The 488-nt window shown below is 47.3% G+C and carries 1 pseudogene; it reads left to right on the forward strand.

Features of this window, described 5'->3' with window-relative positions:
- Positions 1 to 488 (forward strand): annotated as a pseudogene (locus ESE_RS12300) (hypothetical protein); the annotation flags it as partial.

Consider the following 488-nt stretch of genomic DNA (forward strand, 5'->3'; position numbering starts at 1 on the left):
GAAGCAAAGACGGCTGGTAAGCAAGATGTTGCTGCCTGGACGGACCCTAAGAATGTTGCCAAGTATACTGATCAAGATACAAAGGACATTAACGACGACATTGCGGCATTGAACGATTTGACAGCAGCTGATAACACAGCCGCAACGCAAAAGGCCATTACTGATGCTCGTCAAAAGTTGGCGGATGATATTGCGATTGTTGAGCAAAAGCGCCAAGCTGCAGTTGACGACGGAAATAAGGAAATCGACAAGGCACAACCAAACGTTAATCTTGATGACGAAGTTAAGTTGACGGTTGACGGCTTGAAGCAAGCGATTGCTGACGGTACCCAGACGAAGATTGAAGAAGCAATCAAGAAGGTTCAAACGGCTGTTGATACGATGGTCGCCACGAATGTTTCCGATTCGGATGCCGTTAATACTGCCAAGCAGGCTGTGAACGACGCCTTGAACGCAACGGACTTGAATACAGATACGTTGAACAAGGC

Origin of the sequence: Weissella cibaria KACC 11862 (assembly GCF_000193635.1) — a bacterium.
Taxonomy (GTDB): domain Bacteria; phylum Bacillota; class Bacilli; order Lactobacillales; family Lactobacillaceae; genus Weissella; species Weissella cibaria.